The sequence below is a fragment of the uncultured Lactobacillus sp. genome, from assembly GCF_947367125.1.
GTDB lineage: Bacteria > Bacillota > Bacilli > Lactobacillales > Lactobacillaceae > Lactobacillus.
On the sequence record NZ_CANBCQ010000015.1, the window covers coordinates 43,488 to 50,863 of the forward strand.

The window sequence follows — 7,376 nt, forward strand, 5'->3', positions numbered from 1 at the left end:
TTATCGTTCAAAGTTTAATTATATTAGTTCTTAGCAGCATCTGCTTTTTCTTGCTTAAGCAATACATTATCGTAGTGCTTAATAAATGGGTACCAAACAATGAATGCAACAATGGCACAAACAATAGAAAGAACCGCACCTTGCCAACTAACAGTAGCAAGGTAACCACTCAAACCAACTGGAGTTGGCCATGGTTGTTGTACGATAATCTTAGGTACGATGTGAGTAGTTACAGCAATGTAACCAACAATACCTGAAGCAAGTGGTGCACAGATAAATGGTACCAACAAATTAATGTTATAAACAATTGGCAAACCGAAAAGAATAGGTTCATTAATGTTAAAGATAGCTGGAACTAATTCTACCTTACCAATTTCTTTTAATTGAGCAGAACGAGAACCAAATGCTAACCAAATAGCCATACCCAACGTAGCACCTGAACCACCGATGATAACAAATGAGTTTAATGGGTCACCAGCAAAGAAGTGTGAAGCACCCTTTACGTTGGCAGCCATGTTAGCCAAAACAATTGGAGTATAGAATGAACTCATGATAGTAGCACCATGAATACCGAACCACCATAAAAAGTGGATCAAGAAAATAATGATAAGAAAACCCCACCAAGTATCAGCGATATAGCTAATAAATGAAAATGGAATGTAGAGAACTTGGAAAATATCAGTTCCAAGAGTTACTAAAATCAACTCAATAACTGCAATTACTACAGCTACACAGAAGCCTGGGATTAAGGCACTGAATGAGTTAGCAACACCAGCTGGAACTGATGCTGGCATCTTAATTCTCCAATTGTGCTTTACCGTGTAGCGGTAAATTTGAACAGTTAACCATGCAACTACCAAACCGGTGAAAATACCAACTGAAGCAATTCTAGTAATACCACCAGTTGAAGCTTCATAACCACCTGCAACCATCTTAGCCTTGGTAAGAATAGTTAAGAATTGAATTGAACCATTCTTCCAGATAAGTTCTGGCACAGTAATGAAGAAAGCCATTAAGAACATCAGTAAGGCATTCATTGGAACTAAATCCAATTTTTCTTCTTGACGATAAATATTAGTATATGAATATGCAAAAGTACCAGCAAAGATTAATGCCAAGATGCCCATAGTAGAATTGTAAACAACTTGAAATAAATTGCTAAAACGCCCTAAAGTATTTGCATAAAATTCAGCAAATCCAGGAATTGGAAATGCTTGAGGCAATACAGTTAAAATTAAGAATATTGCTCCGATAATAGAAAACGAAATAACGCTATAACCAGCGTCCATGATTGCTCTAACAAAACGAGATGAAGCAAACTTCCCGGCTTTTGCTGCCATCTTATCTTTGAAAGAAGCTGAACTTGAATCAGCCATGATATTTTCCCCCCCTCAGTAGATCTTAAACATTCATTAAGTTTGAACAATTTTATTATAACTAAAGCATTTTCTTATGTAAACGCTTTTTATTTGCATATGATATACTTTTAGCAACAAAAATATTTACTTTTACCCATAATATTGGGATTTGAAACCAAATTAAAAAACTTGTGATTTTTAATTTTCACAATTTTTTTGTCTGATTTTTAGTTATTGCTGATGCTTCTTAAAAGTCTCAATTACACGATGATAGCGATCCTTATTATGAATAATTTGTCTGATTCTAAACTCACATAAAATAGCCAAAGCAATGCCAATTAAAAGAAATCCGATCATGAAATACAAAATATCATTGTTAATGACAAATGGAAAAACCAGCTTTTTAATTGGTGTAATTAAACTAATTATAAGTAATATATTAACTGCCATTTGTACATACAGATATACTCTAGTGACCGGGATATCACGTTTACGATTATGCATCTTGGACAGTTGCTCAAAACTAGCTACAGCAGCATAAATTCCCATAATTAGCGCCACTAAAATACCTATTCTAAAACCATAGTAAGAACTAATAATGAACCACATTAAATTACTAAACAAGAATATGCTTACAATATATCTAATCATTAGATAACGACTAAAATACATGTATTTAATACTTTCCCGCTGTTTTGTCTTAGCTACCTCAGCCTTTTGTCTTTGGACTTCTTCTTTATTCATATTTTTTACTCCAAACTAAAATAAAGTAATTAAGCCTATTCTATCACATAAAAAATAGCCCCTGCGATGCAGGAGCCATTTTTAACATTAGCGATTACTTATCTTCTTTTTTAAGAGCGCCAGACGTATATAGCTTTTCATAAAGATCCACCATTTCTCCAGCCAAATCTCTAAAAGTAATAGCATTCATCAAGTGATCTTGTGAGTGTACTACTAATAAAGTAACATGCATGTGATCACCTTGTGCTTCCTTAGTAAGCATATTGGTTTGAGAATTGTGAGCTTCAAGAAGTGACTTATCACTTTCCTTTAGCTTTTCACGTGCGCCTTCAATATCGCCTTTCTTTGCAAGACGAATTGCCTCAAATGCTAGACTTTTAGCGTTACCACCATTAGCAATAAGACCCATAGCAGCCATTAATGTTTCTTGTTCCTTTTGCTCTGGAGTTTGCTTTTCTTCTGCCATATATTCTGTCTCCTTCAATCTGTTAATTTAAATTAGCCCTTAATCATCTTTTCGGCTTGAGCTAAAACGTTCTTACCGTTCATCATGCCGTAGTCTTGCATGTTAATAACGTCCAAAGGAATGTCCTTACCGTCTTTACCTCTACCTTTTACTTTGTTTTCGAAGTCACCCTTCATGTAACTTACTTGAGGCCCAAGAAGAACACAGTCAATTTCTTTTTGAGACATCTTATCATCAGCTTCTGAAGCTGGGCAAGCAAAGATTTCAGCATCAATGCCTTGTTCTTTAGCAGCTTCTTGCATCTTAGTTACCAAAAGTGAAGTACTCATACCAGCACTACAATTTAACATAATAGTTTGTTCAGCCATAATAAAATTCCTCCTGAATTTTTAGTTATTGTTTAATTAGCGATTATTGATCTACACCAATTATTATAAAGCGCTTTCATAGTTTTGTAAATAAAAAATTATACATACACGGAAGTATTTTTCGTATTCATATAATCCTTTTTATTAAAAGATATATACTTTTGCTTTTGTCAGTAAACATTATGCACCTTTTTGTAAGCATTTTCAAATATAATTTTAACGTATGTAAATAGTTTTGCTTTACATGTGAGAACAATTTGATCAAAATAAATTATTTTTAGGAAACGCTTTCAATAAACGGACAAATATTGTTAAAATGTTTATGTAACCTATTTCTTTACAATAAGAAAGGAGGCAAAATCTTGAGTCGCTATCAGGACATTGCTAATGATATAGAAAAATGTATTATTGAGAAAAAATATGTCAACAAATTACCAGAACAATTCGAACTAGCTCAAAAATATCAAACTAGTCGGGTAACAATTGTTCATGCTTTAAAAATTCTACAAAATAAGAAATTAATTCGGACTGTCAAGGGACACGGAACTTTTATTACCAGTAAGTCAATCCCTGATACCTTTCTTAACTCTGATGCTACTGAACATACTGGGTTCACGCGCCACGTTAACAACGCCCTTGCAATAACCAGCAACGTTATTGCCTTTAATATTCGTAAACCTAGCGTTGAAGAACGCAAAGCACTTTGCTTAAATAGAAACGATGAAGTTTATGACATTATCAGACAAAGAATTTTAAACGGTAAACCAGCAAAATTAGAATATACAGTCATGCCCGTTAGCCGCATCCCTGGCATCACTTTGGACATCTTACATAAGTCAATTTATTCTTATATTCAAAATGATCTAGGACTTAAAATCGGCCGCGCAGATCGGATTATTACCGCAGAAAAGTCCGATGCTTATGACATGAAATATTTAGAGTGCAAAAATGACGATCCGGTTTTGTGTATTCAGCAAAAAGCATTTCTGGAAGATGGTCGTCCTTTTGAAATTTCTGAGTCACGCAATCGTTATGATCGCGGTGATTTAACAGTTAACGGCAAATGAAATGAGACTTGATTAAAAAATTAGTTATGGCAAAATTACTGTTGTAAGCGTTTTCTAGTGTATACAAGAAAGTGAGGAAAAATTTAATGTATTCCGCAAAAATGCCAAAAAACTTTTTATGGGGCGGCGCTGTTGCTGCCCACCAACTTGAAGGTGCATGGAAAGAAGGCGGCAAAGGTACCTCTGTTGCCGATGTAATGACAGTAGGTTCTGCAACTAAGCCGCGTGAAATTACCGATGGCGTCCTTGAAGGCAAGAACTACCCTAACCACTCTGCCATTGACTTCTATCATCACTACAAAGAAGATATTAAATTAATGGCCGAAATGGGCTTTAAGGCTTTCAGAACTTCAATTGCCTGGACGAGAATCTTTCCTAATGGTGATGAAACAGAACCTAACGAAGAAGGTTTAAAGTTTTACGATGCCCTGTTTGATACCTGCCATCAATATGGCATTGAACCTGTAATTACCCTCTCCCACTTTGAAATGCCATTTAACTTAGCTAAAAACTATGGCGGCTTTACTAATCGTAAGGTAATCGACTTCTTCGTTCGCTTTGCTGAAATCTGCTTCAAACGCTATAAGAACAAAGTTAAGTATTGGATGACTTTCAATGAAATTGATAATCAATCAGCCTTCAATAATGATTTCTTAATGGCCACTAACTCAGGCATTTTATTCAAAGACGGCATGACTGACAAGGACAAAGAAGCTGCAATGTATCAAGCCGGTCACTATGAGTTAGTTGCTTCAGCCCTAGCAGTTAAAATTGGTCACAAGATCAACCCTAATTTCCAAATCGGTTGTATGATCAATTACTCACCTGTTCGTCCCCTCACTCCATCAAGTGATGATGTTTTATTAGCTGACAAGTGGGAACAACGCCGCGACTGGTTCTCAGATGTCCACGTCTTTGGTGAATATCCAAATGCCGTTGAAGCATACATCGAAAGAAACGGCTACCGTCCCGACATTACTGATGAAGATAGAATCGTCTTAAAAGAAGGTACAGTTGACTACGTCGGCTTTTCATATTATCAAACTACTACTGTTTCAAGTGAAAAAGTTAAACCTGATGATTTGACCGACTTAGCTAAAGCTATTACTAAGAATCCAACTTTGAAGCGTAGTGATTGGGGCTGGGAAATTGATCCGGAAGGTTTGAGAATTGCCCTGAACCAATTGCAAGATCGCTACCACAAGCCATTATTTATCGTAGAAAATGGTCTTGGTGCTTACGATAAGGTTGAAGCTGATGGCTCAATTCATGATGACTACCGCATTGACTACTTAAGAAATCACATTTCGGAAATGGAAAAAGCCGTTGAACTTGATGGCGTTGACTTAATGGGTTACTTGCCATGGGGCTGCATTGACTTAGTTTCTGCTGGTACTGGTCAAATGGACAAGCGTTACGGCTTTATCTATGTTGATAAAAATGATGCTGGTGAAGGTACCTTAGCTCGCTCACGCAAGGATTCCTTCTTCTGGTACAAGAGGGTTATTAAATCTAACGGCCAAGATCTTAATTAATAAAATATATAGAAAAATGATGCACTCCTAATAGAATGCATCATTTTTTGTCAGGGAATTCATTATATTTTATTAGTTTTTCGATGCCAACAATGGATCAAAAGACTAATCAATAATCCTAAAATCGTTGGAACGATCCATGACAGCCCAATATTGGCAAATGGCAAATATTGCAACCGAAATTGGCTTACTGCTTGATAAAATTGCGTTCCCGCAATCGGCGCTGGTAAGTGCGTAATTAAATCAAAAGTAGCCGGTACTAATGTCAAAGCCATTGTTACTTTATATACTACTTTATCTCCTTTAAATAAAGGCGAGAAAATCGACAAAATGATCAACACAATTGCCAATGGATATAAAAACATTAATACAGGCCGTGACCAATTAATAATCTTGTCCAAGCCTAAATTTGCCGTAGCAAACGAACCAATACAAGCAATTGTTAACCAACCTTTATAACTAAATTTAGAATAGTGAGCTGAAAAATCTAAGGCAAAAGCAGACAGGATACCTACCGCCGTAGTTAAACAAGCTAAAAATACTAAGACAGCTAATAAAGCTTGTCCGAAAACGCCAGCATAATAATTAACAATTTTAGATAATAAAATTCCGCCATCACTAGCTATTTTGAAATGACCTAATGACATAGCTCCCACAGCAATTAAGAGCGTATAGATTATTCCAATACCGATAACAGCCATCAGCCCAGCTTTGGCTGTTATTTTAGCCACCTTTTTTTCATTATTAACTAATTGTTTAACTGCAGCAACAACTGTTACCCCAAAGGCTAAACCAGCTAAGGCATCCATAGTGTTATACCCTTCAAGAAAGCCTTTAACTATTGCCCTATGTAAATATTCTTTGCTTACAGGCACAGTATTAAGATCTCCCAAAGGATGCGCAAAGGCAATTACAAAAACTAAGAAAAGCAAAATCAAGAAAATTGGATTCAAAATTTTACCTAGAGAAGATAAAATGTCGCTTTCATTATATGCAATCATGAAGACAATAATGAAAAAAATCGTAGTAAAGACCTGTAATCCTATACTTTGTAGTTGCTTAGGCAATAAGGGGGCAATTCCTACAGTATAGGAAACTGTGGCATTTCTTGGAGCAGCAAATAGAGGCCCCATTGTCAATTGAATTAGCGTCATAAAAGACAAGGCAAAAATCTTTCCGATAGATAATCCAATTTGATAAACTCCATTACTTCGTGTAATTGCAACAGCTAATAGTGATAACAAAGGCAAAACTACCCCAGTAATTGAGAAGCCGATTGCTGCTGAGCCCCAATTTTTACCAGCAAGCTGGCCTAGATGGAGAGGAAAAATTAAGTTTCCCGCACCAAAAAATAATGCAAAAATCATCGAGGCAACGATTAAATATTGCTTTTTACTTAATGTTTTTTCTTTTGTCTCGTTCAATTTAATCCCCAAAATTTAAATACTTACTGCCCTCATTAATACTCAATTCAGCTAAATGGTTATGATTTTCTGTAATAAAATCACTAACCCATTCAGGATTCGTTTTAGAATAATCTCTTAAGGCCCAACCAATCGCCTTATTGATAAAAAATTCCTTGCTATCCAGATTATTTTTGATAATTTGACTCAGCAAAACAGTGTTCATCTTATTTTTACGTAATAATTGATGTTCAATTGCTACCCGTCTCACCCAGAAATCAGGATCTTGCGACCATTTAAGCATTAAATCATCTACGCGCTGATCTTGCAAGCCTAAATAACCATAAACTTTGATTAATGTGATTAACAAGTGATAATGTCTTAACTGTTAACTTAGGAAAATGTCCTAATTGTAGTAAGTATGACATAATTTCC

At 35.6% G+C, this 7,376-nt stretch carries 7 protein-coding genes and 1 pseudogene; 2 read left to right on the forward strand and 6 right to left on the reverse strand.

The features are described from left to right. Positions 1–23 precede the first annotated feature (23 nt). From celB to Q0Y84_RS05605, 4 genes are all read right to left on the reverse strand, one after another. Complete coding sequence (celB, locus tag Q0Y84_RS05590) at positions 24–1,376, reverse strand: PTS cellobiose transporter subunit IIC (protein ID WP_297951550.1); 1,353 nt, start codon at positions 1,374–1,376, stop codon at positions 24–26. Positions 1,377–1,589: 213 nt separating this feature from the next. Beyond that, the gene (locus Q0Y84_RS05595) at positions 1,590–2,102 is read right to left on the reverse strand and encodes a PTS cellobiose transporter subunit IIA (RefSeq protein WP_297951551.1); all 513 of its coding nucleotides are present in this window, start codon (positions 2,100–2,102) and stop codon (positions 1,590–1,592) included. Between the two features lie 94 nt (positions 2,103–2,196). Then, a complete protein-coding gene (locus Q0Y84_RS05600; RefSeq protein ID WP_297951552.1) occupies positions 2,197–2,568 on the reverse strand; it encodes a PTS lactose/cellobiose transporter subunit IIA in 372 nt (123 codons plus the stop codon). Between the two features lie 32 nt (positions 2,569–2,600). After that, positions 2,601–2,936 carry a PTS sugar transporter subunit IIB gene (locus tag Q0Y84_RS05605; RefSeq protein ID WP_297951553.1) on the reverse strand — a complete coding sequence of 112 codons (336 nt, stop codon included), beginning with the start codon at positions 2,934–2,936 and terminating at the stop codon, positions 2,601–2,603. Positions 2,937–3,298: 362 nt separating this feature from the next. Between Q0Y84_RS05605 and Q0Y84_RS05610 the strand changes: the two genes are divergently transcribed. Then, on the forward strand, positions 3,299–4,003 hold the full coding sequence (locus Q0Y84_RS05610) for a GntR family transcriptional regulator (RefSeq protein ID WP_297951554.1): 705 nt from the start codon (positions 3,299–3,301) through the stop codon (positions 4,001–4,003). Between the two features lie 86 nt (positions 4,004–4,089). Next, positions 4,090–5,538: a 6-phospho-beta-glucosidase gene (locus Q0Y84_RS05615; protein WP_297951555.1), complete on the forward strand. Its 1,449-nt coding sequence runs from the start codon at positions 4,090–4,092 to the stop codon at positions 5,536–5,538. A 62-nt stretch (positions 5,539–5,600) separates the two neighbouring features. Here the strand turns inward: Q0Y84_RS05615 and brnQ are convergent, their stop codons facing one another. Then, positions 5,601–6,962: a branched-chain amino acid transport system II carrier protein gene (gene brnQ / locus Q0Y84_RS05620; RefSeq protein WP_297951556.1), complete on the reverse strand. Its 1,362-nt coding sequence runs from the start codon at positions 6,960–6,962 to the stop codon at positions 5,601–5,603. Position 6,963: 1 nt separating this feature from the next. Next, positions 6,964–7,302, reverse strand: a pseudogene (locus Q0Y84_RS05625) (DNA alkylation repair protein); the annotation flags it as partial. Positions 7,303–7,376 lie beyond the last annotated feature (74 nt).

Coding starts and splice junctions, on each gene's coding strand:
- celB (WP_297951550.1), bottom strand. CDS start 1,376: ATGGCTGATTCAAGTTCAGCTTCTTTCAAAGATAAGATGGCAGCAAAA.
- Q0Y84_RS05595 (WP_297951551.1), bottom strand. CDS start 2,102: ATGAATAAAGAAGAAGTCCAAAGACAAAAGGCTGAGGTAGCTAAGACA.
- Q0Y84_RS05600 (WP_297951552.1), bottom strand. CDS start 2,568: ATGGCAGAAGAAAAGCAAACTCCAGAGCAAAAGGAACAAGAAACATTA.
- Q0Y84_RS05605 (WP_297951553.1), bottom strand. CDS start 2,936: ATGGCTGAACAAACTATTATGTTAAATTGTAGTGCTGGTATGAGTACT.
- Q0Y84_RS05615 (WP_297951555.1), top strand. CDS start 4,090: ATGTATTCCGCAAAAATGCCAAAAAACTTTTTATGGGGCGGCGCTGTT.